Origin of the sequence: Pseudomonas sp. SH10-3B (assembly GCF_019891415.1) — a bacterium.
Classification (GTDB): Bacteria; Pseudomonadota; Gammaproteobacteria; order Pseudomonadales; family Pseudomonadaceae; genus Aquipseudomonas.
Genome location: NZ_JAFLXD010000014.1, coordinates 105,822 through 130,417 on the forward strand (window position 1 = coordinate 105,822; position 24,596 = coordinate 130,417).

A 24,596-nucleotide genomic window follows, 5' to 3' on the forward strand; every position below is an offset into this window, starting at 1 on the left:
TAATGCCAGTTCACATCGCCTCCTGTAGGAGCGAGCTTGCTCGCTCCTACAAAAAGCCTCCTCCCACATTGGATCTGTGCAGGGTTTTAGAAAGAGTCGCCGGGTACGCGGACGAAACCTTCCATCAACACCCGCGCACTGCGGCTCATGATGGCTTTCTTCACCACCCACTCACCGTCCACCTGGGTGGCTTCAGCCCCCACGCGCAAGGTGCCGGAGGGATGCCCGAAGCGCACGGCATTGCGTTCAATACCGCCCGCAGCGAGGTTGACCAAGGTCCCCGAAATCGCCGCCGCCGTGCCGATCGCCACCGCCGCCGTGCCCATCATCGCGTGGTGCAGCTTGCCCATGGACAGGGCGCGCACCAGCAAATCCACATCGCCGGCCTTGATTGCCTTGCCACTGGACGCTACGTAATCCGCAGGCTTGGCCACAAACGCCACCTTCGGCGTGTGCTGGCGCTGGGCGGCTTCGTCGAGGTGTTTGATCAGCCCCATGCGCAACGCGCCATAGGCCCGTACGGTCTCGAACATTGCCAGGGCCTTGGGGTCGCTGTTGATCGCGCCTTGCAGTTCGGTGCCGGTATAACCGAGGTCTTCGGCGTTGATGAAAATCGTCGGGATACCGGCGTTGATCAGCGTGGCCTTGAAGGTGCCGACACCCGGCACTTCCAGGTCGTCGACCAGGTTGCCGGTGGGGAACATCGAGCCGCCGCCGCCCTCTTCTTCTGCCGCCGGGTCCATGAATTCCAGCTGCACTTCGGCAGCCGGGAAGGTCACGCCATCCAGTTCAAAGTCGCCGGTTTCCTGTACCGCCCCATCGGTGATCGGCACGTGGGCGATGATGGTCTTGCCGATATTCGCCTGCCAGACCCGCACCACCGCCACGCCGTTTTGGGGCACGCGGGCCGGATCGACCAGCCCCGCGCTGATGGCGAACGAACCCACCGCCGCCGACAGGTTGCCGCAGTTGCCACTCCAGTCGACAAAGGGTTTGTCGATGGAGACCTGGCCAAACAGGTAGTCCACGTCGTGATCGGGACGGGTGCTTTTGGCGAGAATTACGGTTTTGCTGGTGCTCGACGTGGCGCCGCCCATGCCGTCGATTTGCTTGTCGTAGGGATCGGGGCTGCCGATCACCCGTAGCAGCAAGGCATCCCGCGCCGCGCCCGGCACCTGCGCCGACTCGGGCAGGTCCTGGAGGCGGAAAAATACGCCCTTGCTGGTGCCGCCACGCATATAGGTGGCGGGGATCTTGATTTGCGCTGCGTGTGCCATGGTCATCCCCTTCAGGCGGTGGTGGCCGATTCCAGGAAATCCTGGGCAAACCGTTGCAATACGCCGCCGGCCTCGTAGATCGACACTTCTTCGGCGGTGTCCAGGCGGCACGTCACCGGCACCTCGACACGTTCGCCATCCTTGCGGTTGATCACCAGCGTCAACTGCGCACGCGGGGTGCGTTGGCCGATCACGTCGTAGGTTTCGCTGCCATCAATCTGCAAGGTGTGACGGTCGGTGCCCGGCAGGAACTCCAGCGGCAACACGCCCATGCCTACCAGGTTGGTGCGGTGGATGCGCTCGAAACCTTCGGCGGCAATCGCTTCCACACCCGCCAGGCGCACGCCCTTGGCGGCCCAGTCGCGGGACGAGCCCTGGCCGTAGTCGGCGCCGGCAATGATGATCAGCGGCTGCTTGCGCTCCATGTAGGTTTCGATGGCTTCCCACATCCGCGTGACCTGGCCTTCCGGCTCGATCCGCGCCAGGGAGCCCTGCTTGACCTTGCCGTTCTCCTGCACCATTTCGTTGAACAGTTTCGGGTTGGCGAACGTCGCGCGCTGCGCGGTCAGGTGGTCACCACGGTGGGTGGCGTAGGAGTTGAAGTCGACTTCCGGCAGGCCCATTTTCGCCAGGTATTCGCCGGCGGCGCTGTCGAGCATGATCGCGTTGGACGGCGACAGGTGATCGGTGGTGATGTTGTCTGGCAGCACCGCCAGCGGGCGCATGCCCTTGAGCGGCCGCGCACCGGCCAGCGCACCTTCCCAGTACGGTGGGCGACGGATATAGGTGCTCTGCGGGCGCCAGTCGTACAACGGCGCGACTTTCGGGCCGGTGTCTTCGTGGATCGCGAACATCGGGATATACACCGCGCGGAACTGCTCCGGCTTGACCGAGGCCTTGACCACCGCGTCGATTTCTTCGTCGCTCGGCCAGATGTCCTGCAGGCGGATTTCCTTGCCGTCGGCGTCGAGGCCGAGCACGTCCTTCTCGATGTCGAAACGGATGGTGCCGGCAATCGCATAGGCCACCACCAGCGGCGGCGAAGCCAGGAACGCCTGCTTGGCGTACGGGTGGATACGCCCGTCGAAGTTACGGTTACCCGAGAGCACGGCGGTGGCGTACAGGTCGCGGTCGATGATCTCTTGCTGGATCACCGGGTCGAGGGCACCGGACATGCCGTTGCAAGTGGTGCAGGCAAACGCCACCACGCCAAAGCCGAGCTTTTCCAACTCATGGCCCAGGCCGGCTTCTTCCAGGTACATGGCCACGGTTTTCGAACCCGGTGCCAGGGACGACTTGACCCACGGCTTGCGCGTCAACCCAAGCTTGTTGGCGTTGCGCGCCAGCAGCCCGGCGGCGATCACGTTGCGCGGGTTACTGGTGTTGGTGCAACTGGTGATGGCGGCGATGATCACCGCGCCGTCGGGCATTTGCCCCGGCACGTCATCCCACTGGCCGGAGATGCCCTTGGCAGCCAGGTCGCGGGTGGCGACGCGGGCGTGCGGGTTGCTCGGGCCAGCCATGTTGCGCACGACGCTGGACAGGTCGAAGGTGAGGCCACGCTCGTATTGCGCACCTTTAAGGTCGTCTGCCCACAGGCCGGTATGACGGGCGTATTGCTCGACCAGGGTGACTTGTTCGTCTTCGCGGCCGGTGAGTTTCAGGTAGGCGATGGTCTGCTGGTCGATATAAAACATGGCCGCCGTGGCGCCGTATTCCGGGGCCATGTTGGAGATGGTCGCGCGGTCGCCGAGGGTCAGTTTGGAGGCGCCCTCACCGAAGAACTCCAGCCACGCACCAACGACTTTCTGTTGCCGCAGGAACTCGGTCAGGGCCAGCACCATGTCGGTGGCGGTGATGCCTGGCAGCAGCTTACCGGTCAGTTCGACGCCGACGCTTTCCGGCAGGCGCATCCACGAGGCGCGGCCAAGCATGACGCTCTCGGCTTCCAGGCCACCGACGCCAATGGCGATCACGCCCAGGGCATCGACATGGGGGGTGTGGCTGTCGGTGCCGACACAGGTATCGGGGAAGGCCACGCCGTCACGCACCTGGATCACCGGGGACATTTTCTCCAGGTTGATCTGGTGCATGATGCCGTTGCCCGGCGGGATCACGTCGACGTTCTTGAAGGCCTTTTTGGTCCACTCGATAAAGTGGAAGCGGTCTTCGTTGCGACGGTCTTCGATGGCGCGGTTTTTCTCGAATGCGTCCGGGTCGAAACCACCGGCTTCAACGGCCAAGGAGTGGTCGACGATCAACTGGGTCGGGACCACTGGGTTGACCTGGGCCGGGTCGCCGCCTTGCAGGGCGATGGCGTCACGCAGGCCGGCGAGGTCGACCAGCGCGGTCTGGCCGAGGATGTCGTGGCACACCACACGGGCCGGGAACCACGGGAAGTCAAGGTCGCGTTTGCGTTCGATCAGTTGGCTCAGGGAAGCATTGAGGGTGGCCGGGTCGCAGCGGCGCACCAGGTTCTCGGCGAGCACACGAGAGGTATAGGGCAATGTGGCGTAGGCGCCGGGGCTGATTGCATCGACAGCCGCGCGGGCGTCGAAGTAATCCAGGCGGCTGCCGGGGAGCGGTTTGCGAAATTCAGTGTTCATCGTCAGGACTCGGTCACGGTGATTGCAAAAGGAAGACCTGGGCCGATCCAGAATTGAAATGCGATTCAAATGTGGGAGGGGCGGTGCGACGATTCGACTTGCTCCCGATGGCGGTGTATCAGTTGCTATAGGTTTGAATGACACACCACCATCGGGGGCAAGCCCCCTCCCACACTTTGACCTCATTCCAGTCCAGGGATCGTCGGTCTTCAGCGACGTTCGATTGGCACGAACTTGCGCTGTTCGACGCCGGTGTACTCGGCGCTTGGACGGATGATGCGGTTGTTGGCGCGCTGCTCGAACACATGCGCGGCCCAGCCGGTAAGCCGCGAGCAGACGAAGATCGGCGTGAACAGCTTGGTCGGGATGCCCATGAAGTGGTACGCCGAGGCATGGTAGAAGTCGGCGTTGGGGAACAGTTTTTTCTGTTCCCACATGGTCTTGTCGATGGCTTCGGAGACCGGGAACAACACGGTGTCGCCCACTTCGTCAGCGAGTTTTTTCGACCAACCCTTGATCACTTCATTACGCGGGTCGTTGTCTTTGTAGATCGCGTGGCCGAAGCCCATGATCTTGTCCTTGCGCGCCAGCATGCCGAGGGTGCCTTCGACGGCTTCCTCCGCCGAGCCGAAACGCTCGATCATTTCCATCGCCGCTTCGTTGGCGCCGCCGTGCAGCGGGCCGCGCAGGGAGCCGATGGCGGCGGTGACGCAGGAATACAGGTCGGACAGGGTCGAGGCACACACCCGCGCGGTGAACGTCGAGGCGTTGAACTCGTGCTCGGCGTAGAGGATCAACGACACGTTCATGACTTTTTCATGCAGCTCGCTCGGCTTCTTGCCGTGCAGCAGGTGCAGGAAGTGGCCGCCGATGCTCGGCTCGTCGGTCACGCAGTCAATGCGCTTGCCGTCGTGGCTGAAGCGGTACCAGTAGCACATGATCGCAGGGAACGCGGCGAGCAGGCGGTCGGTCACGTCGCGTTGCACGCTGAAGTCTTTTTCCGGCTCGATATTGCCGAGGAACGAGCAACCGGTGCGCATCACGTCCATCGGGTGGGCGTCGGCGGGGATGCGTTCGAGCACTTCCTTCAGCGCCTGCGGCAGGTCGCGCAATTTGCTCAGCTTGGCGCTGTAGGCGGCCAGTTCGGCCTGGGTTGGCAGTTCGCCGTACAGCAGCAGATAAGCGACCTCTTCAAACTGCGCGTCGGCGGCCAGTTCGCGCACATCGTAGCCACGGTAGGTCAAGCCGGCACCGGCCTGGCCCACGGTGGACAGTGCGGTCTGCCCGGCTACCTGGCCACGCAGGCCGGCGCCACTCAATACTTTTGCTTCAGCCATGGTTTTTCTCCAATTTTGTCGTTATTCAGGGAGGCGTGTTCGTCACTTTTTCGCGGCGAACAGCGCGTCAAGCTTCTGCTCGAAGGTGTGGTAGTCGATGCGATCGTAGAGCTCCATGCGGGTTTGCATGGTGTCGATCACGTTCTGTTGGGTGCCGTCGCGACGGATCGCGGTGTAGACGTTCTCGGCGGCCTTGTTCATGGCGCGGAAGGCCGAGAGCGGGTACAGCACGATGGAAACATCGGCAGATTTCAACTGTTCGGTGGTGTACAGCGGCGTCGCGCCGAACTCGGTGATATTGGCCAGGATCGGCGCTTTCACACGGGCGGCGAACAGCTTGTACATCTCAAGCTCGGTAATGGCTTCCGGGAACACCATGTCGGCGCCGGCTTCGATGCAGGCGGCGGCACGTTCCAGGGCGGACTCCAGGCCTTCGACGGCCAGGGCATCGGTGCGCGCCATGATCACGAAGCTGTCATCGGTGCGCGCGTCCACGGCGGCCTTGATGCGGTCGACCATTTCCTGCTGGGACACGATCTCTTTGTTCGGACGATGGCCGCAGCGCTTGGCGCCGACCTGGTCTTCGATATGGATGGCGGCGGCGCCGAACTTGATCATTGATTTGACCGTGCGCGCGACGTTGAACGCCGAGGAACCGAAACCGGTGTCCACGTCCACCAGCAGCGGCAGGTCGCAGACGTCGGTGATGCGGCGCACGTCAGTGAGTACGTCGTCCAGGCCGGTGATGCCCAGGTCCGGCACGCCGAGGGAACCGGCCGCCACGCCGCCGCCCGACAGGTAGATCGCCTTGAAGCCGGCGCGCTTGGCCAACAGCGCGTGGTTGGCGTTGATCGCACCGACCACCTGCAAGGGGTGTTCGCTGGCGACCGCATCACGGAAACGCTGGCCGGGTGTGCTTTTATTGTTCGAACTCATGACTCACCTCTATCAGGGGCGCCGCCGGGGAAATGACGGGCAATGTTGCGTTTGGAAGCACCGATATGCCGGCGCATCAACAACTCGGCCAGTTCACCGTCGCGATCGGCAATCGCATCAAGAATGCGGTGATGCTCGGCAAAGGCCTGGCGTGGACGATTGGGGGTGGCGGAGAACTGGATGCGGTACATGCGCACCAGCTGGTACAGCTCGCCGCAGAGCATTTGGGTCAGGGTGCGGTTGCCGGCGCCTTGAATTATCCGGTAATGAAAATCGAAGTCGCCTTCCTGCTGGTAGTAGCCGAGGCCCGCCTGGAACGCTTCGTCGCGCTCATGGGTGTGCAGCACCTGGCGCAGCTCCTCGATTTCTACATCGGTCATGCGCTCGGCGGCCAGGCGACAGGCCATGCCTTCCAGGGACTCGCGGATTTCATAGAGCTCGATCAGCTCAGCGTGGCTCAGGGACACGACCCGGGCGCCCACATGGGGCACGCGCACCAGCAGGCGCTGGCCTTCAAGGCGGTGGATCGCCTCACGCAACGGGCCGCGGCTGATGCCGTAGGTGCGGGCCAGCTCTGGCTCGGAGATCTTGCTGCCGGGGGCGATCTCACCCTTGACGATGGCGGCCTGGATACGTCGGAAAACGTTCTCGGACATCGTTTGGGATTCGTCCGACGCGATTATCGGAGCATCTGGCTGAACCAGCATATTGTCGACACCTTAAAAACCAATGTGGCAAAAACTAGTCAATCAAGGCGTAATAGTCAAAGAATAAATCAACATTGTCGACAATCGTCTAATAACCCTCACTGCACTCTCTCGGGGCATGGCCGCCTGCCAGCGCTGGCGCCAAAAAAGCATCATGTTAGAATGCCGCCGCATTTGCCTGACATCGCTTGATGAAACGGCGCACGAGGGAGTTTGCGCAGCAATGCCAGTCGCCTTGAATTGAACATCGCACTGCACCGCCTCAGGATCTATGAGACTCAAGCCCTTCCCCCTGTTTTGCCTACTGTTCATCCCCGGCCTTGGCGTTGCCGCCGAGAAGACCGTGTATGGCCTCAACGAATACGCACAATTGGCCGGCATCGACCTTGAAGTCGCAGCCAAACTCGACACCGGCGCCAAGACCGCCTCTCTCAGCGCTCGCGACATCAAGCGCTTCAAGCGCAACGGCGAATCCTGGGTGCGCTTCTACCTGGCCATCGACACCGCCCATTCCCATCCCATCGAACGGCCCCTGGCCCGCGTCAGCAAGATCAAGCGTCGCGCCGGTGACTACGATCCCGATGAGGACAAGAACTACACCGCCCGTCCAGTGATTGCCCTGGATATCTGCATGGGCACCGCTTTACGCAGCATCGAAGTGAACTTGACTGACCGCAGCGCTTTCCAATACCCGCTGCTGATCGGCTCCGAAGCGTTGAAACGCTTTGATGCGCTGGTCGACCCCAGTCTTAAATACGCAGCAGGCAAACCTGCCTGCGCCGCCGACGCTCATACCGCCGAGTAAACCGAATGCGCTCTCTAACCCTGCACCTGAGAATCCTGATCGCCATCCTGGTGGTGTTGGGTATTTCGGTCACCGCCTATCAGATCTTCGTGCTGGGCATTCCTGTCACCGAGGACGCCACCGACGACTTGTGGAACATCGACGCCAAGGTCGAGTTCGTCGCCAACCCGAAAGACCCGGTGAAGATCCAGATGTTCGTGCCGCCCTTGAGCCGCGACTTTGTCAGCCTTAATGAGAGCTTTATCTCGAACAACTACGGGGTGAGCGTCAACCGCATCGACGGCAACCGCAAGGTCACCTGGTCGGCACGTCGCGCCAAAGGCAACCAGACCCTGTATTACCGCCTGGTGCTGACCAAGCGCTACAGCGGCGAAAAAACCAAGATCAAGGGCCCGACGTTCCGCGACAGTATTGCCGTGGAAGGCCCGGAAAAAATCGCCGCCGAAGCCCTGCTGGCGCCGATCCGCCAGCATTCGGCCGACGTCGAGACCTTCATCACCGAAGCCATCAAGCGCACCAACAACCTCAACGACGACAATGTGAAGCTGTTGCTGGCGGGCGATCCGTCCACGCCGCACAAGGCCAAGATCGTCGAGTTGCTGCTGTCCATCGCCCACGTGCCGGTGGAAAAGGTCCACACCATCCGCCTGGTGGCCGACCAGCCGCAAAGCCCGGAACTGTGGCTGCGCAGCTTCAATGGCAACGACTGGCTGTACTTCAACCCCGAGACCGGCGAACAGGGCCTGCCCGCCGACCGCCTGCTGTGGTGGACCGGCGATGAAAACCTGATCACCGTCGATGGCGGCAAGAAAGCCATGGTCACCTTCAGCCTGAACAACAGCGAAATGAACGCCATTCGCCTGGCCAAGCTGACCGACGAGAACACCGACGCCAACTTCCTCGAATACTCGCTGTACGGCCTGCCGCTGCAAACCCAGCAGACCTTCATGATCATGGTGATGATCCCGATTGGCGTGCTGGTGATCCTGATCCTGCGCAACCTGATCGGCCTGCAGACCCTGGGCACCTTTACCCCGGTGCTGATTGCCCTGGCGTTCCGCGAGACGCAGCTGGGCTTCGGGATTGTGCTGTTTACGATTATCACGGCGCTGGGCCTGTCCCTCAGGTCGTACCTGGAACACTTGAAGTTGCAGATGCTGCCGAGGTTGTCGGTGGTGCTGACCTTCGTGGTGGTGCTGATCGCGGCCATCAGCCTGTTCAGCCACAAGCTGGGGCTGGAGCGCGGGCTGTCGGTGGCGCTGTTCCCGATGGTGATTTTGACCATGACCATCGAACGCCTGTCGATCACCTGGGAAGAGCGCGGCGCCAGCCATGCGCTCAAGGTGGCGATTGGTACGCTGTTCGCCGCGTCCCTGGCACACATCATCATGAGCGTGCCGGAGCTGATCTACTTTGTGTTCACCTTCCCGGCGATCCTGCTGATCCTGGTGGGCTTCATGCTGGCGATGGGTCGCTATCGCGGCTACCGCCTGACCGAGCTGGTGCGGTTCAAGGCCTTTCTCAAGGCTGACTCGTAATGTTCGGCTTCTGGAAGACCTGGAAGGCCCTGGAAGCGCGGGGGATCATGGGCATCAACCGGCGCAATGCCGACTACGTGCTCAAGTACAACAAGCGCAGCCTGTATCCGATCGTGGATGACAAGATCATCACCAAGGAACGGGCCATCGCCGCCGGCATCCATGTGCCGGAAATGTACGGGGTGATCTCCACCGAGAAGGAAATCGACAAGCTCGACGAGATCATTGGCGGGCGCAGCGATTTCGTGATCAAACCGGCCCAGGGCGCCGGCGGCGACGGCATCCTGGTGGTGGCGGACCGTTTTGAGGGGCGCTATCGCACAGTGTCCGGCAAGATCATCAGCCATGAAGAGATCGAACATCAGATTTCCAGCATTCTCACCGGCCTGTATTCCCTGGGGGGTCACCGCGACCGCGCGCTGATCGAATACCGCGTGGTGCCCGACCAGATCTTCAAGAGCATCAGCTACGAAGGCGTGCCGGATATTCGCATCATCGTGCTGATGGGCTACCCGGTGATGGCGATGCTGCGCTTGCCGACCCGCCAGTCGGGCGGCAAGGCCAACCTGCACCAGGGCGCGATTGGCGTGGGCGTCGACCTCGCCACCGGCCTGACCCTGCGCGGCACCTGGCTGAACAACATCATCACCAAACACCCCGACACCACCAACGCGGTGGATGGCGTGCAACTGCCCAACTGGGACGGTTTCATGAAGCTCGCGGCCGGCTGCTACGAGCTCTGCGGGCTGGGGTATATCGGCGTGGACATGGTGCTCGACCAGGAAAAAGGCCCGCTGATCCTGGAGCTGAATGCGCGGCCGGGGCTCAATATCCAGATCGCCAACGACTGCGGCCTGACCCTGCGCACCCATGCGGTGGAGGCGCGACTGGAAGACCTGAAAGCCGCCGGCGTGACGGAAACCCCAGAAGAGCGGGTGAAGTTTGTGCAGGAGATGTTCGGGCATATTCCGCCCGTGGAAGGCTGACCCTGCCTTCAAACTGTCTATCCCCGACATCCCCTCTAGGAGCAAATCCTACAGGGGACTACAATCCCCCTCCTCCCGCGCCATTAGCTGATCCAACCCCGCATGTTGACCTGCTCCGTACACCCATTGCCCTACCGGGCCAACCCCGCCGAGTATTTTGCGGCGATTCGCCATGCTCCCGGCGCGGTGCTGCTCGACAGCGGCCGCCCAGCCGCCGAGCGTGGGCGTTACGACCTGCTCAGCGCCTGGCCTGAAGCGACGTTGACGGTAGCGCCTGACGAAAGCGGCGCTGCTTTCCTGCATCGCTTACGGGAAAACTTGACGCGATTGGGTGAAGCCGCAATTCCCTCCGGTTTGCAGTTGCCGTTCGCCGGCGGCTTGATCGGCTACCTGAGCTACGACTTCGGCCGGCACCTGGAACACATGCCGCACTTGGCGGTGGATGACCTGCACCTGCCGGACGCGCGCTTTGGGCTGTATGCCTGGGCGCTGATCAGTGACCACCAGGCGCAGGCCAGCCAGCTGGTGTTTCATCCCACACTGGCAGACAGCGAACGGCAACGACTGATCGCGTTGTTCAGCGATGGGGCTGTCGACACCTCTGCGACGTTCAAACTCCAGGGCCCGATGGCGCCCGACCTCAGCGCCGAGGCCTACCGCCAAGCCATAGTGCGTATCCAGGATTACATCCAGGCCGGCGACTGCTACCAGGTCAACTTCGCCCAGCGTTTTCGCGCGCCATGCATCGGTGATCCCTGGGCCGCCTATTGCGCCCTGCGCGAAGCCTGCCCGACGCCATTTTCCGGGTTCCAGAGCCTGCCGGACGACGGCGCGGTACTGAGCCTGTCGCCGGAGCGTTTCGTGCACATCAGCAAGCGCCACGTCGAAACCCGCCCGATCAAAGGCACCCGCCCCCGCGGCCTCACGCCGGAAGAAGACGCCGCCCATGCAGCCGAGCTGCTGGCCAGCCCCAAGGACCGCGCCGAGAACCTGATGATCGTCGACCTGCTGCGCAACGACCTCGGCCGCACCTGCCGCATCGGCTCGGTAAACGTGCCGGAACTGTTCAGCCTGGAAAGCTACCCCAATGTGCATCACCTGGTCAGCAGCGTGACCGGCGAGTTGGCCGACGATAAAGACGCCCTCGACCTGATCGCTGGCAGCTTCCCTGGTGGCTCGATCACCGGCGCCCCGAAGATTCGCGCGATGCAGATCATCGACGAACTGGAGCCGACACGACGCGGGCTGTACTGCGGTTCGCTGGTGTACCTGGATGTGCGCGGCGAGATGGACAGCTCCATCGCCATCCGCAGTTTGCTGGTCAAGGATGGCCAAGTGTGTTGCTGGGGCGGCGGTGGGATCGTGGCGGATTCGCAGTGGGAGGCGGAGTACCAGGAGTCGCTGACGAAGGTGCGGGTGTTGTTACAAACGCTGGAAAGCCTGTAGCGCGCAGTGCCTTCCTGGCTCTCAGACGCAGCGCCGAGCAGTAGAAAAAACCTGAATCAGAACCGCAGTAGACGTAGTTGAACGTTGGAAGATAGCGTCCGGCTTCAACCGTCCACCCGCCGTCTGTGAAGGATCACATGAAGCGACTGCCTACCCGTCAGGAAATATTTCCGAGATTGCACCCCCTCTCAACCGCGCCTATCATCTCCCAAATTGGGAGATTGCAGCGATGCGGATAATCGCCCTCTCGACCTTACGAATATTCTGGGAAAGCCAACCCGCCTATATCGATGCAAAGGCACCGCTTATTGAATTCTATCGCCATATGGAAAAGGCCATTTACCCAACGCCACAAGCACTCAAGGCAGCGCTCAGGACCGCGAGCATTCTCAAAGGTGGCAGGGTTGTATTCAACGTGGGCGGCAACAAATATCGAGTGATCATGGCGATCGATTACCAGCGACAGCTTGGGTTCATACGGTTCGTAGGGACTCATGCGCAGTACGACCAGATCAATGCGGAGACCGTGTAATGAACATCAAACCCATACACTCCCAGGAAGACCTCACTGCGGCACTCGCGCGGGTGCAGCAGCTCTGGGGAGCGGACATCGGCTCGACTGAAGGCGATGAGCTGGAAATTCTTGCAGTACTCATTGAGAAGTACGAAGCCGAACATTACCCAATGCCACCTTCTGATCCGGTGGAAGCCATTAAATTTCGCATGGAGCAACTGGGCATGACTGCCCGCGACCTGGAGCCATTTATCGGCACCAGCGGACGTGTATCCGAAGTGCTTAACCACAAGCGCAAGCTGAGCCTGTCGATGATCAAGCGGCTGCATGAAGGCTTGAGTATTCCTTATGAGCGATTGCTTGCAGGGGACTGACAGGAACATTGGTAGTGGCGCTACCTTCCCCATCGGGAGCAAGCCCCCTCCCACATTCGACCTCATTTATCTGTTGGAATGGTGTCGAATGTGGGAGGGGGCTTGCTCCCGATAGGGCCCTCAGCCGGACCGAAAGAAATTACAGGCTCAACTGCCGATTCGACGCCCTGATGAACTCTTTCTTCAAATCCTCAAACGTATGCACCGCCGGGAACTGCGGGAACTCTCGAATCACATTCTCCGGCGCATGGAACAGAATCCCACGGTCGGCCTCGCCCAACATGGTGGTGTCATTGTAGGAATCGCCTGCGGCGATCACGCGGTAGTAGAGGGTCTTGAACGCCAATACCGACTGGCGCTTGGGGTCTTTCTGGCGCAGTTGATAGCTGACCACGCGGTCGTTTTCATCGGTGATGAGACGGTGGCACAACAAGGTCGGGAAGCCCAGCTGGCGCATCAGCGGCTGGGAGAATTCGTAGAAGGTGTCGGACAGGATCACCACCTGGAAGCGCTCGCGCAGCCAATTGACGAACTCGATGGCGCCGTCCAGCGGTTTGAGGGTGGCGATCACTTCCTGGATGTCGGCGAGCTTGAGCCCGTGTTCGTCGAGGATGCGCAGGCGCTGCTTCATCAGCACGTCGTAGTCGGGAATGTCCCGGGTGGTGGCCCGCAGGGATTCAATACCGGTTTTTTCGGCGAAGGCGATCCAGATTTCCGGGACCAGCACCCCTTCCAGGTCGAGACAGGCAATTTCCACAAGACACTCCCATTAGATGTTGTTAGTTGAGCGAGCAAAAGGACTGCCGAACTCTAGCGATTCAAGCCCGCCGCCGCAACGCAGGGCGGATTTTGATACCATCGCTCCCCTATAGAGCGCTCAGCGCCACTGACCTGTAGGAACCGTCCTGATGAACCAAGCCTTCGACGTCGTTGAACTCGCCACGACTTATGCCAACAAGTCTGCCCAGGACATTCTCAAGCTGGCGTTCAGCCAGTTCGGTGATGACCTGTGGATTTCCTTCAGCGGCGCCGAGGATGTGGTGCTGGTGGACATGGCCTGGAAGCTGAACAAGAACGTCAAGGTGTTCAGCCTCGACACCGGTCGCCTGCACCCGGAGACCTACCGGTTTATCGAACAGGTGCGCGATTTCTACAAGATCGATATCGAACTGATCTCGCCGGACCAGAGCAAGCTGGAACCCTTCGTCAAGGAGAAAGGCCTGTTCAGCTTCTACAAGGACGGCCATGGCGAATGCTGCGGCGTGCGCAAGATCGAGCCGCTGCGCCGCAAGCTTTCCGGCGTCAGCGCCTGGGCCACCGGCCAACGCCGCGACCAGAGCCCCGGCACCCGCAGCCAGGTGGCGGCGCTGGAAATCGACACGGCCTTCTCCACCCCGGAGCGAACCCTGTACAAATTCAACCCGCTGGCGCAGATGACCAGCGAAGAGATCTGGGGTTACATCCGCATGCTGGAATTGCCGTACAACAGCCTGCATGAGCGCGGCTTTATCAGCATCGGGTGCGAGCCGTGCACCCGTCCTGTGCTGCCGAACCAGCACGAGCGCGAAGGTCGTTGGTGGTGGGAGGAAGCCACCCAGAAGGAATGCGGGCTGCATGCCGGGAATATCATCAGCAAGGCCTAATGGCGGACGCGATTAGAAAATGTGGGAGGGGCGGTGCGACGATTCGACTTGCTCCCTCCCACATTTTGTCTTGTATTGAATGTTAGAGATGTACACATAGATGTAACCATAGGTGCCATTTATGTGTGCAATTTTTCTTAAGCCGCACCATAACGTAACACCTCTCCCCTCCCCTCGATTGGCCTGGCGAATCGCACGCTGACAACCAAAAAATAAATAGCTGTTCAATCGGTCAATTTATATTTCTTCAAATTCAGTCAGTTATTTAACAGACCTATAAAAACGAAATTACCCAGGACTTTCATAGATGCAAAACTGGCACGCATGTGGCTTAAGGTGGAATGTGCTTTGTATACAATAAATACAAAACCTACATACACTTTGCCATCTGCGGCTTCCCGGCAGATGTGCTGGAGCCTGCCGGAATGCGTACAAGCCTCTCGAATAACATCGCACTGGATCTGCCCTCCTCCGCCCTGAACCCAGACGCCGCGAGCCCCGGCCCCTTGGTGCTCAGCCCACGCTTGCACAACAAGGACCTGGCGCCGACCAAGGTCGAAGGTCGACGCTGGGGGCGCTACAGCATCTTCGCGCTGTGGACCAATGACGTGCACAACATCGCCAACTATTCGTTCGCCATCGGCCTGTATGCGCTGGGCCTGGGCGGCTGGCAGATCCTGTTGTCCCTCGGGATCGGCGCGGCGCTGGTGTACTTCTTCATGAACCTGTCGGGGTATATGGGCCAAAAGACCGGCGTGCCGTTTCCGGTGATCAGCCGCATCAGTTTCGGCATTCACGGTGCGCAGATTCCGGCGTTGATCCGCGCCGTGATCGCGATTGCCTGGTTTGGTATCCAGACCTACCTCGCCTCGGTAGTTTTCCGCGTACTGCTGACGGCGATTCATCCAGGATTTGCCGACTATGACCACAACTCGATCCTGGGGTTATCCACCCTGGGTTGGGCGTGTTTTGTAGCGATCTGGTTCGTGCAACTGGTGATCCTGGCCTATGGCATGGAGATGGTGCGCCGTTATGAAGGCTTCGCCGGGCCGGTGATTTTGCTGACTGTGGCGTCGCTGGCCGGTTGGATGTACTTCCAGGCCGGCGGCAACATTGCCTGGTCGATCCGCGAACCGCTGAGCGGCGGCGAGATGTGGCGCAATATCTTTGCCGGTGGCGCGTTGTGGCTGGCGATCTACGGCACGCTGATCCTCAACTTCTGCGACTTCGCCCGCTCTTCGCCGTGCCGCAAGACCATCCTGGTCGGCAACTTCTGGGGCTTGCCGGTGAATATCCTGGTGTTTGCCGCAATCACCGTGCTGCTCTGCGGCGGCCAGTTCCAACTCAATGGCCGGGTGATCGAAAGCCCGACCGAAATCATCGCCGCCATCCCCAATACCTTCTTTCTCGTGCTGGGCTGCCTGGCGTTCCTGATCGTCACAGTGGCGGTAAACATCATGGCCAACTTCGTCGCGCCGGCCTTTGTGCTGAGCAACCTGGCGCCCAAGTACCTGAACTTCCGCCGCGCCGGCCTGATCAGCGCCACCGTGGCCGTGCTGATCCTGCCGTGGAACCTCTACAACAGCCCGCTGGTGATCGTGTATTTCCTCTCCGGTCTGGGCGCACTGCTGGGGCCGCTGTACGGGGTGATCATGGTCGATTACTGGCTGATTCGTAAAAGCCAGGTGGACGTGCCGCAACTGTATAGCGAAGACCCGAATGGCGTTTATTACTACAGCCGAGGGGTGAATATGCGTGCAGTGGCGGCGTTTATTCCTGCAGCCGTGATCGCCATCCTGCTGGCGCTGTTGCCGGGATTTGCCAGCGTCTCGCCGTTTTCCTGGTTGTTTGGCGCCGGTATTGCAGGGTTGCTGTACCTGCTGATCGCCAAGCGCCAGCCGTTCTACGCCGATGTCAGCGGCGAAAGCATTGCCGTCGATAACCTCAGTCACTGAGTAAGGACCTTCCATGCGTATCCTCGTGGTCAACGTCAACACAACCGAATCCATCACTGAAACCATCGCCCAGCAAGCGCGGGCCGTGGCCTCGCCAGGCACTGAGATTGTCGGGCTTACCCCGTACTTCGGCGCGGAATCGGTGGAGGGCAATTTTGAGAGCTACCTGGCCGCCATCGCCGTGATGGACCGGGTAATGGCTTACGACCAACCGTTCGATGCGGTGATCCAGGCCGGCTACGGCGAGCACGGCCGTGAAGGCTTGCAGGAATTGCTGAACGTACCGGTGGTGGACATCACCGAAGCAGCAGCCAGCACCGCAATGTTCCTGGGCCACGCCTACTCCGTGGTGACCACCCTGGACCGCACCGTGCCGCTGATCGAAGACCGCCTGAAACTCGCCGGCCTGTACCAGCGCTGCGCCTCGGTGCGCGCCAGCGGCATGGCGGTGCTGGAGTTGGAAGAAGACCCGCTGGCCGCCATGGAAGCCATCGTGCGCCAGGCGGAACTGGCTATCCGCGAGGACAAAGCCGAAGTGATCTGCCTGGGTTGCGGCGGCATGGCCGGGCTGGATGAGCAGATTCGCCAGCGCACCGGGGTGCCGGTGGTGGATGGGGTGACGGCGGCGGTGACCATCGCCGAATCCCTGGTGCGGCTGGGGTTGTCGACGTCGAAGATCCGGACTTACGCGACGCCTCGACCGAAGCAGGTGATTGGCTGGCCAACTCGGTTCGGCCGCTGATCTGCGCCTGGTTTCAGATTGCGCTGAACCTCTGGCCCAGCTTCTTCTCGGCAAACTGCTCGATGATGAAATCCACAAACGCCCGGGTCTTGCCGGGCAGCAGTTTGTGCTCGGCGTAGTAGATGGAAATATTGCCGTCGTCGACGTACCAGTCGGGCAACACCCTTACCACCTCGCCGCTGTCGAGGAACGGCACGGCCATGGGCATGCTCACCAGCGCAATCCCCAGGCCTTGGGCACTGGCGCAGCAGGCGGCTTCGGAGTCGCTCATGGTCATACCGGGCTTGAGCACCAGCGGGCGGTGTTCACGTTCGACACTGGTCAACTGCCAGGAACGAATACGCCCGGTTTGCGGCGAGCGGATCAGGATGCCCTTGCAGCGCGACAAGTCTTCGGGCTCGCGCACCAGCGGGCGCTGCGCCAGGTAAGCCGGCGAGGCCACCAACACCCGATGCGCCGGCGCCAGCTTGCGCGCCACCACGCCTTGGGGCAGCTCAAAACCGCCGCCGATGGCGGCATCGAAGCCTTGGCCGATCAGGTCCACCTGGCGGTTATCGAAATGCCAGTCCGGGCTGATATCCGGAAAGCGCCCCATGAACGTCCCGAGCAACGGCACCACATAACGATTGCCAAACACCGTGCCCATGCTGACCTTGAGCGTGCCCACCGGCCGGCCTTCGGCGCTGGCCAGGTTGGCCACGGCATTCTGGATGGTGGTGAGGCTGCCGCTGACTTCGGCCAGGAACAACTTGCCGGCTTCGGTCAGCGCCAGACGCCGGGTGCTGCGCTGGAACAGCCGCACGCCGAGGCGCACCTCCAGCTTGGCGACGCTTTTGCCGACCGCCGCCGGGGTCAGGCTCAGGTGCCGGGCCGCCTCGGCAAAGCTGCCGCCTTCAGCGCTGCGCACAAAGCATTCGATACTGCCAAAGCTTTCCATAACGCCCCACTCTAAACTTTTGGTTTACACAGACTATAGCAATCACGGTCTACCGGCAGCGGCGAGCGAGGTCGATACTCGGCTCCCACAACAGGGCATTGCGCCTTGAACGACTCGGAGATCGACATGACCACACACAACCTCAGCGGCAAAGTCGCCTTGATCCAAGGCGGTTCCCGCGGTATCGGCGCCGCCATCGTCAAGCGCGTGGCAGCACAGGGCGCAGCCGTCGCCTTCACCTACGTCAGCTCGGCCGCCAAGGCTGAAGCCTTGCAGAACAGCGTGATCAGTGACGGCGGCAAAGCCTTGGCGATTCACGCCGACAGTGCTGATGCCACTGCGATCCGCAACGCGGTCAACGCCACCGTGGAAGCCTTTGGTCGCCTGGACATCCTGGTGAATAACGCCGGCGTGCTGGCCATCGCTCCGCTGGAAGACTTCAAACTGGAAGACTTCGACCAGACCTTGGCGATCAACGTGCGCAGCGTGTTTATCGCCACCCAGGAAGCCGCCAAGCATATGGGTGAAGGTGGCCGGGTGATCAACATCGGCAGCACCAATGCCGAACGCATGCCGTTTGGCGGTGGTGGCCCGTACGCGATGAGCAAGGCGGCGCTGGTCGGTTTGACCAAGGGTTTGGCGCGGGACCTGGGGCCGCGCGGCATCACCATCAACAACGTGCAACCTGGGCCGGTGGACACCGATATGAACCCGGCAAACAGTGATTTTGCCGAGAGCCTGATCGGGTTGATGGCGGTGGGGCGTTACGGGCACGTGGAAGAGATTGCCAGTTTCGTGGCATATCTGGCTGGACCGGAAGCGGGGTATATCACCGGTGCCAGCCTGACTATCGATGGTGGCTTCAGCGCATAACCCAATGTGGGAGCGGCTTGCCCCCTCCCACATGTTGACCTTGTTGGTTCAGGAGATGGGGGGCAGTCCATAGGCCGCCAGGTCGAAGTCCGCAAGCTTGCGGATGATCTGGTCGGCATGCTGGTACTTGTTGTCGGCCATGGCTTCATCAGGGACGGCGATCGCGGTCATATGGGCGGCCTTCGCAGCCGTTACGCCAAACGGCGAATCCTCGAACACCAGGCAATCCTGCGGGGCAACGCCCAGGCGGCGTGCAGCGGTGAGGAAGATGTCCGGCGCAGGCTTGGCGGCGCCGACTTCCGGGTCGTCAGCGGTGACGATGGTGTCGAACAAACCAAACCACTCGCGGTGCAAGGTGGTCTTGTGGCCAAACGAATTGCGCGACGAACTGGTGCCCACGGCAATCGGAATGTTGTGCGCCTTCAAGTGCCGCACCAGCGCTTCCGCGCCAGGCATGCCCAAGGCCTTGGGAAAGCGCTCGCTCATCAGCGGTTCGCGAATTTCGAGGAATTCAGCCGGGGTAATCGGCAGGTCCAGCGCCTTGACCACATAGTCGGCCAAATCCTGGGCACCGCGCCCGATGATGTGCTGCTTGATGCCCCAGTCGTAGGTTCGGCCGTAGCGTTCAGCGATGATCTGCGTGACTTCGGTGTAGATGCCTTCCGTATCCAGCAACAACCCGTCCATATCGAAAATCACGGCCTTGATCGGACCGACTGCGGTACGCGGTGCATTCATCGCTACAAAACCCTGGAGGAAGGACTAAAAGGATTCAGCACAATAACGGCCACGCTTGCCCGCTAGCAACCCTTTAGACTGTGCGCCCCCTCCTTTCGAAGCGCGCGCAATGCTCTATCGTCTAGCCGCAGACAGCCTAGTGCTGTTCCACCTGTGTTTCATCCTGTTCGTACTCTTTGGTGGGCTGCTGGCCCTGAAATGGCGCCCGGTTATCTGGCTGCACCTGCCCGCCGCTGCGTGGGGCGTGGCGGTCGAAGTGTTCCACCTGCCCTGCCCGCTGACCCGTTGGGAAAACCTGTTTCGCCACCTCGCCGGGCAGGACGGTTATGGCGGTGGGTTTATCGAGCACTACATCCTCACGCTGATCTACCCGGCCGGGCTGACGCCACAGATCCAACTGGGCCTGGGCGCGTTGGTACTGGCGATCAATATCGCGGTGTATGTGCGCTTGATCAGGCAGCCGCGGGGTTTGCCGCAGTAGACAGGTTGCCCATGCCGAGCAGCGTGGCCTCCACCGCCTCATCCAGCGGCGTATGGGGTTCACTGCCCAGGGTTTGCAGGAGCCGGTTGTTGTCCAGGAGCAGTGGGGTTTGCCACAGGTAACGCATCTCCTGCAGTTCGCGGAAGGTGACGACAAAAGGCGCAGCCAGCTTCAGCAGCCACCAGGGGAAAGCGCCTACGCGGGGTGTGGTGCCCGTCCTGCGTTGGACGACTCGGCGGATGGCCTCAACCATCTGGGTGCCATCGGTGTCCACATGCCCGGCCATATGAAAACGCGCAAACGGTTCCAGGCTTTCGCGACGCTCCAGCAACTGGACCATCGTGCGTGCCACGTCCGGCAGGTAGGCCCACTGGTGCGCCATACCCGGCGCGCCCGGGTAACTCACCGTGCCGACCGGTTTGCCCGGTTTGACCAGGCCTTGGGAAAACCAGCTGTTGGCCGCCTTGGGGCCGAAAAAGTCCCCGGCCCGCACAATCAGCACCCGTGCACCGTTACGCGATGCGTCCAGCAGGTGCTGTTCCATCTCGACGCGAATCGCACCTTTGCGCGTGTGCGGGTGCTGCGGCGAATCTTCGCCGACCTGTGGGAAAGCGTCCGGCCCATAGTTATAGACGGTTCCCGGCAACACAATAGTCGCCCCTTCGGCGATTGCCGCGACGATGCTGTTATCCAGCATCGGCAACACCAGCTCGGCCCAGCGACGATAACCAGGCGGGTTCACTCCGTGCACGATCACTGAACACCCTTTGGCCGCCGCGAGCACATCCGAACGGTTCATCGCGTCACCCTGTACCCAGGTGAAATCGCGGCTGTGGCGGCGGGCCGTTTCCACATCCCGCGTCAGCGCTATGACCTGCCACCCTTTGGCGAATAACTGGCGTGCCACTTCACCGCCGATCCCACCGCTCGCGCCGAGTACCAATACCTTGTCCATGCCCTGCCTCCCGCACTGAGTTGATGGGGTCATCCTGAGCGCCGGCACGCTATAGATAAATTGCCCAAGAGCATCCAGCCGCTATACATTTATGCATGGCATTGACTATCGGTTGGGAGCTTTACCGAACCTTCCTCGGTGTACTCAAGGAGGGCTCGTTGTCGGGGGCCGCACGGCAGCTCGGCATCACACAGCCCACGGTCGGTCGGCATATTGCCGCCCTGGAAACCGCGCTGGGCGTTGTGCTGTTTACCCGCTCACCGACCGGTTTGTTGCCGACGGCGGTCGCCCACACGCTGCGCGCCCACGCCGAAACCATGGCGCGTACCGCCGCCGCCCTTGAGCGCGCCGCCTCGTCACAGGGCGATGAAGTACGCGGCGTCGTGCGGGTGTCTGCCAGTGAAGTGGTCGGTGTTGAGGTACTGCCGCCGATCCTCAGCCAATTGCGCCAGCAACATCCCCACCTCAAGGTCGAACTGATCCTGACCAACCGCCTGAGCGACCTGCTGCAACTCGAAGCCGACATCGCCGTGCGCATGGTCCGCCCGAGCCAGGAACAACTGCTGGCACGGCGTATCGGCCTGATCGAAGTGGGCTTGCACGCCCGCGACGACTACCTGCAACAGCACGGTATCCCGCAGCACCTGCAAGACCTGGCGGCACACTCGGTGATCGGCTTCGACCAGGAAACCGCGTTCATCCGCAGCCTCGCTATCCCGGGCTTCGAGCGCAGTGCGTTTGCCCTCAGCAGCGACAGCGACCTGGCACAACTGGCGCTGATTCGCGCCGGTGCCGGCATTGGTGGCTGCCAGGTGCAACTGGCCAAGCGCGACCCACGCCTGCAGCGCGTTCTGCCGGATGCCTTTGCGTTCAAGATGGACACCTGGGTCACCATGCACGAAGACCTGCGCAACAGCCCGCGCTGCCGAGTGATGTTCGACGCCCTGGTGCAGGGTTTGCAGCATTACGTACAGGCTTGAGACAGCTTCACTGGTAAAGAATCAGACTCCCTCAGTCCCTTCACCGGCGCGCCCCCATGTCCGAAGCCTTCGAAGTCCCCAGCCCTCACGAAAAACACCTTGAACACACCACCGAACACGCCCACGGCCGTGGGGACAATTTCGCCAGTCGCATCGCCGTCATGACCGCACTGATGGCCACCCTCGGCGCCATGCTCAGCTACCAGGCCGGCTCCACCGAGAGCGAGGCGGCGATGGACAAGAACAACGCGGCCATCATCAAGACCGAAGCCGCCAACCAGTGGAACTACTACCAGGCCAAGTCCGGCCGGCAGAACCTGGCGGAACTGGCGACCCATATTCCCGGTGTGGATGCCGCGCATTACAAGGATGAGATCGAGCGCTACAAAAGCCAGAAGGAAGAGGTACGCAAGCAGGCGGAGAAACTGGAGGCAACTTCGAAGCAATGGGATGAAAAATCCGAGCAGGCCCTGCACCAGCACCACCGCTGGGCCCAGGCGATGACCGCGATTCAGATCGCGATTTCGCTGGCGGCGATTACGTTGTTGACGAGAAGGGAGTGGTTGAAGCGCATGTCCTATGCGGCGGCGGGTGTGGCGGTGGTGTTAGGTAGCCTGGCCTGGCTGCATATCTAGCAATTTTACTTGGGCGCGTTGCATTCATCGCTATATAGTAAATCGCATAACGCTACCCAAGGAGATACCGGTGTCCGCACAACCCAAAGAAGCCGTGGGCGCCGCCTACAGCATCGAATCCATGCGCTATGCCCAGTCCATGACCTGGCAAGCCATCGACCATCTCGCCCAGCGCATCCGCCCCGGCATGCTGGAATCCGAAGCGCGCGAATTGGGCAAGCAAGTGCTTGCCGAGCTCGACATGCAACGCATCTGGCACCCGCTGCTGGTGCGCTTCGGCGCCAACACCCTCAAGACCTTCAAACAACGCTCCGATGGCGACCCGGTGCTGGGTGACAACGACATCTTCTTCATCGACATGGGCGCCGTGTGGCAAGGCCACGAAGGTGACGCCGGCGCGACCTTCGCCACCGGCAACGACGCGGACATGATCGCCTGCGCCAACGCCGCCAAGGAACTGTTCGACCGCGTGCAAGCGCGCTGGATAGACGACCGGGTCGTCGGCCTGGAGCTTTACCGCTACGCCGAAGCACAAGCCCAGGCCATGGGCTGGCAACTGAACCTGGACATCAAGGGCCATCGCGTCAGCGACTTTCCCCACGCCATCCACCGCGGCGGCGACCTGGGTGACTTCGAGCACTACCCGAATGCGGGGCTGTGGATCCTGGAAATCCAGATCGCCCACCCGACCAAGCCCTATGGCGCCTTCTATGAAGACTTGCTCGCCTGACCTTTAAAGGGACAGAAATGGAACGCTCCGACGTTGCCAAAATCGCCCCCGCTTTAACCTGAGCCCGCGACGTATCATGGGCCGACCTTTCGAGGATGGCCCATGAACCTAAGCATTGTGTACGCCCTTGCCGCCGCCGCTTTGTTCGGCGCCAGCACCCCGTTCGCCAAAAACCTCGGCCTGGGCCTCTCGCCCGTGCTGCTCGCCGGCCTGCTCTACCTCGGCAGCGGCGTCGGCCTCGCCGGCGTGCGCATGATCCGTGATCGCGGCTGGAAACCCAGCGGACTGACCCCATCGGAATGGCCCTGGCTGCTCGGCGCCATCGCATTCGGTGGCATCCTCGGGCCAGTCGCATTGATGTTCGGCCTGACCCGCACCGCCGGCGCGACCGCCTCCCTGATGCTCAACCTTGAATCGGTGCTGACCGCCGTCATCGCCTGGGTCGTATTCAGGGAAAACGCCGACCGTCGCATCGTCCTGGGGATGATCGCCATCGTGCTGGGCGGCGTGGTGTTGTCAGCGGTCGACGGCGGCGGTACGAGCCATGACTGGACGGGGCCATTGGCGGTTGCCGTGGCATGCCTGTGCTGGGGGATCGATAACAACCTGACACGCAAGGTGTCTGCGTCGGACGCACTGTTTATCGCCGGGGCCAAGGGGTTGATTGCGGGGCTGGTGAATGGCGGGTTGGCGCTTTATCTCGGGGCGCAGATCCCGAGCATGGCGCAGCTGGCGCCTATCTTGCTGGTTGGTTTTCTGGGCTATGGCATCAGCCTGGTGATGTTCGTGCTGGCGTTGCGCGGACTGGGCAGTGCACGCACAGGCGCCTATTTTTCCACCGCGCCGTTCCTGGGTGCCGCGATGGCGGTGCTGATGTTGGGTGAGTCAGTGACGCTGGCTTTCTGGATTGCATCGGCGTTGATGGCCGTGGGCGTTTGGCTGCACCTGACGGAGCGGCACGCCCATGATCATCAGCATGACGCGACGGAACACGGGCATCGGCATGTGCATGATGAACATCACCAGCATGAGCACGCTTTTGAGTGGGATCCGGCGGAGCCCCATAGCCATGTGCACAGTCCGCTGAGGCACAGCCATGCGCATTTTCCGGATGTGCATCATCGGCATAGGCATTGAGGGCGGCCCCACTACCTCTTCGACGCAGCGCTGTCGCGCAGCAAACGGGAACCCCTGTGGCGAGCGGGCTTGTCCCGCGTTGGGGTGCGAAGCGCCCCTGATGAAAACGTATACGGTGTATCAGGCACTCATCAGCGCCTGGTTTTGGGGCTGCTGCGCAGCCCAACGCGGGGCAAGCCCGCTCGCCACAGGAATGCGGTCGCCTGAAATTGCTTATACAAGGCTCAAGACTTCAGGATGAAATATTAAATCTTAAAAATCAGT

24 protein-coding genes are annotated in these 24,596 nt (G+C 61.5%); 15 read left to right on the forward strand and 9 right to left on the reverse strand.

Annotated features, from left to right (window positions below):
• Positions 1-86: 86 nt before the first annotated feature.
• The 5 genes from prpF to J1G35_RS13345 all read right to left on the reverse strand — a co-directional run bounded on the left by prpF (position 87) and on the right by J1G35_RS13345 (position 6,863).
• Positions 87-1,277: a 2-methylaconitate cis-trans isomerase PrpF gene (gene prpF, locus J1G35_RS13325; RefSeq protein WP_223015181.1), complete on the reverse strand. Its 1,191-nt coding sequence runs from the start codon at positions 1,275-1,277 to the stop codon at positions 87-89.
• An 11-nt stretch (positions 1,278-1,288) separates the two neighbouring features.
• A complete protein-coding gene (gene acnD, locus J1G35_RS13330) occupies positions 1,289-3,883 on the reverse strand; it encodes a Fe/S-dependent 2-methylisocitrate dehydratase AcnD (protein WP_223015182.1) in 2,595 nt (864 codons plus the stop codon).
• Positions 3,884-4,092: 209 nt separating this feature from the next.
• Positions 4,093-5,220: a 2-methylcitrate synthase gene (prpC, locus tag J1G35_RS13335; protein WP_053132736.1), complete on the reverse strand. Its 1,128-nt coding sequence runs from the start codon at positions 5,218-5,220 to the stop codon at positions 4,093-4,095.
• 42 nt (positions 5,221-5,262) lie between these two features.
• Positions 5,263-6,156 (reverse strand): methylisocitrate lyase, encoded by an 894-nt coding sequence (prpB, locus tag J1G35_RS13340; RefSeq protein ID WP_027603670.1) that lies wholly within the window; start codon positions 6,154-6,156, stop codon positions 5,263-5,265.
• Complete coding sequence (locus J1G35_RS13345) at positions 6,153-6,863, reverse strand: GntR family transcriptional regulator (RefSeq protein WP_053132732.1); 711 nt, start codon at positions 6,861-6,863, stop codon at positions 6,153-6,155. Before J1G35_RS13345 ends, prpB begins: the two co-directional genes overlap by 4 nt.
• Positions 6,864-7,134: 271 nt before the next feature.
• Between J1G35_RS13345 and J1G35_RS13350 the strand changes: the two genes are divergently transcribed.
• The 6 genes from J1G35_RS13350 to J1G35_RS13375 all read left to right on the forward strand — a co-directional run bounded on the left by J1G35_RS13350 (position 7,135) and on the right by J1G35_RS13375 (position 12,526).
• The gene (locus J1G35_RS13350; protein ID WP_032887566.1) at positions 7,135-7,668 is read left to right on the forward strand and encodes an ATP-dependent zinc protease; all 534 of its coding nucleotides are present in this window, start codon (positions 7,135-7,137) and stop codon (positions 7,666-7,668) included.
• A gap of 5 nt (positions 7,669-7,673) precedes the next feature.
• Complete coding sequence (locus J1G35_RS13355; protein WP_053132728.1) at positions 7,674-9,206, forward strand: inactive transglutaminase family protein; 1,533 nt, start codon at positions 7,674-7,676, stop codon at positions 9,204-9,206.
• Positions 9,206-10,192 carry an alpha-L-glutamate ligase-like protein gene (locus J1G35_RS13360; RefSeq protein WP_053132723.1) on the forward strand — a complete coding sequence of 329 codons (987 nt, stop codon included), beginning with the start codon at positions 9,206-9,208 and terminating at the stop codon, positions 10,190-10,192. The genes J1G35_RS13355 and J1G35_RS13360 overlap by 1 nt, the downstream gene beginning before the upstream one ends.
• Before the next feature lie 102 nt (positions 10,193-10,294).
• Positions 10,295-11,638, forward strand: coding sequence for an aminodeoxychorismate synthase component I (gene pabB, locus J1G35_RS13365; protein WP_223015183.1), 1,344 nt, complete (start codon positions 10,295-10,297; stop codon positions 11,636-11,638).
• A 229-nt stretch (positions 11,639-11,867) separates the two neighbouring features.
• Positions 11,868-12,170: a type II toxin-antitoxin system HigB family toxin gene (locus J1G35_RS13370; protein WP_223015184.1), complete on the forward strand. Its 303-nt coding sequence runs from the start codon at positions 11,868-11,870 to the stop codon at positions 12,168-12,170.
• Complete coding sequence (locus J1G35_RS13375; protein ID WP_053132715.1) at positions 12,170-12,526, forward strand: transcriptional regulator; 357 nt, start codon at positions 12,170-12,172, stop codon at positions 12,524-12,526. The genes J1G35_RS13370 and J1G35_RS13375 overlap by 1 nt, the downstream gene beginning before the upstream one ends.
• Positions 12,527-12,665: 139 nt before the next feature.
• Here J1G35_RS13375 and thrH read toward each other — a convergent pair whose 3' ends face one another.
• Positions 12,666-13,283, reverse strand: a complete 618-nt coding sequence (gene thrH, locus J1G35_RS13380; RefSeq protein WP_053132712.1) for a bifunctional phosphoserine phosphatase/homoserine phosphotransferase ThrH — start codon at positions 13,281-13,283, stop codon at positions 12,666-12,668.
• Positions 13,284-13,434: 151 nt separating this feature from the next.
• On the opposite strand from thrH, the gene J1G35_RS13385 reads away from it, so the two are divergent.
• The 3 genes from J1G35_RS13385 (at position 13,435) to J1G35_RS13395 (ending at position 16,866) form a co-directional block, all read left to right on the forward strand.
• On the forward strand, positions 13,435-14,169 hold the full coding sequence (locus J1G35_RS13385; RefSeq protein WP_027603661.1) for a phosphoadenylyl-sulfate reductase: 735 nt from the start codon (positions 13,435-13,437) through the stop codon (positions 14,167-14,169).
• Between the two features lie 425 nt (positions 14,170-14,594).
• A complete protein-coding gene (locus J1G35_RS13390; RefSeq protein WP_223015185.1) occupies positions 14,595-16,124 on the forward strand; it encodes an NCS1 family nucleobase:cation symporter-1 in 1,530 nt (509 codons plus the stop codon).
• Positions 16,125-16,137: 13 nt separating this feature from the next.
• A complete protein-coding gene (locus J1G35_RS13395) occupies positions 16,138-16,866 on the forward strand; it encodes an aspartate/glutamate racemase family protein (RefSeq protein ID WP_053132703.1) in 729 nt (242 codons plus the stop codon).
• Between the two features lie 13 nt (positions 16,867-16,879).
• Here the strand turns inward: J1G35_RS13395 and J1G35_RS13400 are convergent, their stop codons facing one another.
• Entirely contained in the window at positions 16,880-17,803 is a 924-nt protein-coding gene (locus tag J1G35_RS13400; RefSeq protein WP_223015186.1) for a LysR family transcriptional regulator, read from the reverse strand.
• Positions 17,804-17,929: 126 nt separating this feature from the next.
• Between J1G35_RS13400 and J1G35_RS13405 the strand changes: the two genes are divergently transcribed.
• The gene (locus tag J1G35_RS13405; RefSeq protein ID WP_223015187.1) at positions 17,930-18,676 is read left to right on the forward strand and encodes a 3-oxoacyl-ACP reductase family protein; all 747 of its coding nucleotides are present in this window, start codon (positions 17,930-17,932) and stop codon (positions 18,674-18,676) included.
• Positions 18,677-18,724: 48 nt separating this feature from the next.
• On the opposite strand, the gene J1G35_RS13410 is transcribed toward J1G35_RS13405, so the two are convergent.
• Positions 18,725-19,414, reverse strand: coding sequence for an HAD-IA family hydrolase (locus J1G35_RS13410; RefSeq protein ID WP_223015188.1), 690 nt, complete (start codon positions 19,412-19,414; stop codon positions 18,725-18,727).
• Between the two features lie 109 nt (positions 19,415-19,523).
• Here J1G35_RS13410 and J1G35_RS13415 point away from each other — a divergent pair, with 109 nt between their 5' ends.
• Positions 19,524-19,895: a DUF2784 domain-containing protein gene (locus J1G35_RS13415; RefSeq protein ID WP_223015189.1), complete on the forward strand. Its 372-nt coding sequence runs from the start codon at positions 19,524-19,526 to the stop codon at positions 19,893-19,895.
• On the opposite strand, the gene J1G35_RS13420 is transcribed toward J1G35_RS13415, so the two are convergent.
• Positions 19,867-20,850 carry an SDR family oxidoreductase gene (locus J1G35_RS13420; protein WP_223015190.1) on the reverse strand — a complete coding sequence of 328 codons (984 nt, stop codon included), beginning with the start codon at positions 20,848-20,850 and terminating at the stop codon, positions 19,867-19,869. The genes J1G35_RS13415 and J1G35_RS13420 overlap by 29 nt on opposite strands.
• 95 nt (positions 20,851-20,945) lie before the next feature.
• Here J1G35_RS13420 and J1G35_RS13425 point away from each other — a divergent pair, with 95 nt between their 5' ends.
• From J1G35_RS13425 to J1G35_RS13440, 4 genes are all read left to right on the forward strand, one after another.
• Positions 20,946-21,830 (forward strand): LysR family transcriptional regulator, encoded by an 885-nt coding sequence (locus J1G35_RS13425; RefSeq protein ID WP_223015191.1) that lies wholly within the window; start codon positions 20,946-20,948, stop codon positions 21,828-21,830.
• A gap of 56 nt (positions 21,831-21,886) precedes the next feature.
• Positions 21,887-22,465, forward strand: a complete 579-nt coding sequence (locus tag J1G35_RS13430; protein ID WP_223015192.1) for a DUF4337 domain-containing protein — start codon at positions 21,887-21,889, stop codon at positions 22,463-22,465.
• Positions 22,466-22,535: 70 nt separating this feature from the next.
• Entirely contained in the window at positions 22,536-23,195 is a 660-nt protein-coding gene (locus J1G35_RS13435) for a M24 family metallopeptidase (protein ID WP_223015193.1), read from the forward strand.
• Positions 23,196-23,297: 102 nt separating this feature from the next.
• A complete protein-coding gene (locus J1G35_RS13440) occupies positions 23,298-24,332 on the forward strand; it encodes a DMT family transporter (RefSeq protein ID WP_223015194.1) in 1,035 nt (344 codons plus the stop codon).
• Positions 24,333-24,596 lie beyond the last annotated feature (264 nt).

Bases quoted from the DNA above. Each gene is read 5' to 3' on its own strand.
- J1G35_RS13415 (WP_223015189.1), top strand. From the start codon at position 19,524: ATGCTCTATCGTCTAGCCGCAGACAGCCTAGTGCTGTTCCACCTGTGT.
- J1G35_RS13390 (WP_223015185.1), top strand. From the start codon at position 14,595: ATGCGTACAAGCCTCTCGAATAACATCGCACTGGATCTGCCCTCCTCC.
- prpB (WP_027603670.1), bottom strand. From the start codon at position 6,156: ATGAGTTCGAACAATAAAAGCACACCCGGCCAGCGTTTCCGTGATGCG.
- J1G35_RS13400 (WP_223015186.1), bottom strand. From the start codon at position 17,803: ATGGAAAGCTTTGGCAGTATCGAATGCTTTGTGCGCAGCGCTGAAGGC.
- J1G35_RS13370 (WP_223015184.1), top strand. From the start codon at position 11,868: ATGCGGATAATCGCCCTCTCGACCTTACGAATATTCTGGGAAAGCCAA.
- J1G35_RS13355 (WP_053132728.1), top strand. From the start codon at position 7,674: ATGCGCTCTCTAACCCTGCACCTGAGAATCCTGATCGCCATCCTGGTG.
- J1G35_RS13375 (WP_053132715.1), top strand. From the start codon at position 12,170: ATGAACATCAAACCCATACACTCCCAGGAAGACCTCACTGCGGCACTC.
- pabB (WP_223015183.1), top strand. From the start codon at position 10,295: ATGTTGACCTGCTCCGTACACCCATTGCCCTACCGGGCCAACCCCGCC.
- J1G35_RS13360 (WP_053132723.1), top strand. From the start codon at position 9,206: ATGTTCGGCTTCTGGAAGACCTGGAAGGCCCTGGAAGCGCGGGGGATC.
- J1G35_RS13440 (WP_223015194.1), top strand. From the start codon at position 23,298: ATGAACCTAAGCATTGTGTACGCCCTTGCCGCCGCCGCTTTGTTCGGC.
- J1G35_RS13425 (WP_223015191.1), top strand. From the start codon at position 20,946: ATGGCATTGACTATCGGTTGGGAGCTTTACCGAACCTTCCTCGGTGTA.
- J1G35_RS13410 (WP_223015188.1), bottom strand. From the start codon at position 19,414: ATGAATGCACCGCGTACCGCAGTCGGTCCGATCAAGGCCGTGATTTTC.
- J1G35_RS13350 (WP_032887566.1), top strand. From the start codon at position 7,135: ATGAGACTCAAGCCCTTCCCCCTGTTTTGCCTACTGTTCATCCCCGGC.
- J1G35_RS13420 (WP_223015190.1), bottom strand. From the start codon at position 20,850: ATGGACAAGGTATTGGTACTCGGCGCGAGCGGTGGGATCGGCGGTGAA.
- J1G35_RS13395 (WP_053132703.1), top strand. From the start codon at position 16,138: ATGCGTATCCTCGTGGTCAACGTCAACACAACCGAATCCATCACTGAA.
- J1G35_RS13385 (WP_027603661.1), top strand. From the start codon at position 13,435: ATGAACCAAGCCTTCGACGTCGTTGAACTCGCCACGACTTATGCCAAC.
- acnD (WP_223015182.1), bottom strand. From the start codon at position 3,883: ATGAACACTGAATTTCGCAAACCGCTCCCCGGCAGCCGCCTGGATTAC.
- J1G35_RS13430 (WP_223015192.1), top strand. From the start codon at position 21,887: ATGTCCGAAGCCTTCGAAGTCCCCAGCCCTCACGAAAAACACCTTGAA.
- prpF (WP_223015181.1), bottom strand. From the start codon at position 1,277: ATGGCACACGCAGCGCAAATCAAGATCCCCGCCACCTATATGCGTGGC.
- prpC (WP_053132736.1), bottom strand. From the start codon at position 5,220: ATGGCTGAAGCAAAAGTATTGAGTGGCGCCGGCCTGCGTGGCCAGGTA.
- J1G35_RS13345 (WP_053132732.1), bottom strand. From the start codon at position 6,863: ATGCTGGTTCAGCCAGATGCTCCGATAATCGCGTCGGACGAATCCCAA.
- J1G35_RS13405 (WP_223015187.1), top strand. From the start codon at position 17,930: ATGACCACACACAACCTCAGCGGCAAAGTCGCCTTGATCCAAGGCGGT.